At 65.7% G+C, this 1280-nt stretch carries 1 protein-coding gene and 1 pseudogene; both read left to right on the plus strand.

Annotated elements, in window-relative coordinates; translation table 11 throughout:
• Window positions 1-1014, plus strand: a 1014-nt coding sequence (locus IVB12_RS16640) for a dihydroxy-acid dehydratase (protein WP_247300669.1), incomplete at its 5' end; no start/stop codon positions are given.
• A pseudogene (locus IVB12_RS16645) lies at window positions 1011-1280 on the plus strand (hydratase); the annotation flags it as partial. The gene IVB12_RS16640 and the pseudogene IVB12_RS16645, both read left to right, overlap by 4 nt.

Raw genomic sequence — 1280 nt, forward strand, 5'->3', positions numbered from 1 at the left:
CGGCTGGTCGCCGCGGAAGAGACCGGCAAGGCGGCGGTTCGCCTGATCGGCACCAAGATAGCGCCGCGCGACGTCATCACCCGCAAGTCGGTCGAGAACGCCTTCCGCGTGCTGCAGGCTGTCGGCGGCTCGACCAACGCGGTCGTGCACCTGACTGCGATCGCAGGGCGGCTGGGAATCAAGATCCCGTTCTCGCGATTTAACGAGCTCTCCGACGAGACCCCGGTTCTGGTCGACCTGAAGCCGGTCGGAGAAGGCTACATGGAGGACTTTCACGCGGCCGGCGGCATAGGCGCCCTATTGCGCGAATTGAAGCCGCTGCTTCACCTGGACACCATCGACGTCGAAGGGCGTAACCTCGGCGAACGGTTGGAGGAGCCCCTCGAGTGGGTCAATCCGGCGGTCATCAGGCCGTTCAACGATCCGGTTTCAAAGGACGGCGGTCTCGTCGCGCTGAAAGGTAACCTTGCTCCAGATGGCGCGATCTTCAAGCGCGCCGCCGCCACGCCGAGTTTGTTCGAGTCGGAGGGACGCGCGGTCGTGTTTTCGAGCCTCGAAGATCTCAGCAATCGGATCGACGATCCCGACCTGGACGTGCGTCCCGACGACATCTTGGTCCTGCAGAACGCCGGTCCACACGCAGCGGGCATGCCGGAGGCCGGATACCTGCCGATTCCGAAGAAGCTGGCTCAAGCTGGCGTCAAGGACATGGTCCGGATCTCGGACGCCCGCATGTCCGGAACGGCGTTCGGATCGATCGTCCTGCACGTCGCGCCGGAGGCCGCCGCCGGCGGTCCACTCGCCGCCGTGCGCAACGGCGACCGCATCCGGCTGTCGATCGCCAACAAGCGGATCGACCTTCTGGTCGACGACGCGGAGATCAAGCGGCGCCTGGCTGATCATCGTCCGCCGCCGCCTCCTACCCGGGGCTACAAATCGCTTTACCGGCGGACGGTGCTGCAGGCGCCCGATGGGTGCGACTTCGACTTCCTGACGCAGGGTGACGCGCCATGACGACCTCATTCGACCCCAATCCCGCTGCTCGCCTGCTTGCACAGGTCTGGCATGGCACGCAGCAGATTGTGGAACTGCCGGTGGACATCAGGCCGTCGAGCATCGATCAGGGTTACGACGTTCAGGACCGCCTGATCGCTCTGCTGGGCGTGCCGGTCGTCGGCTGGAAGCTGGGCGTCGGCAGCGCCAAGCTTAAGCAGCAATCCGGCGTCGAACGGTCGATCGCAGGGCGAGTGCTCGCGACACGCCGCCATGAGCCGGGCGCC

It is taken from the genome of Bradyrhizobium sp. 179 (genome assembly GCF_023073535.1).
GTDB lineage: Bacteria > Pseudomonadota > Alphaproteobacteria > Rhizobiales > Xanthobacteraceae > Bradyrhizobium.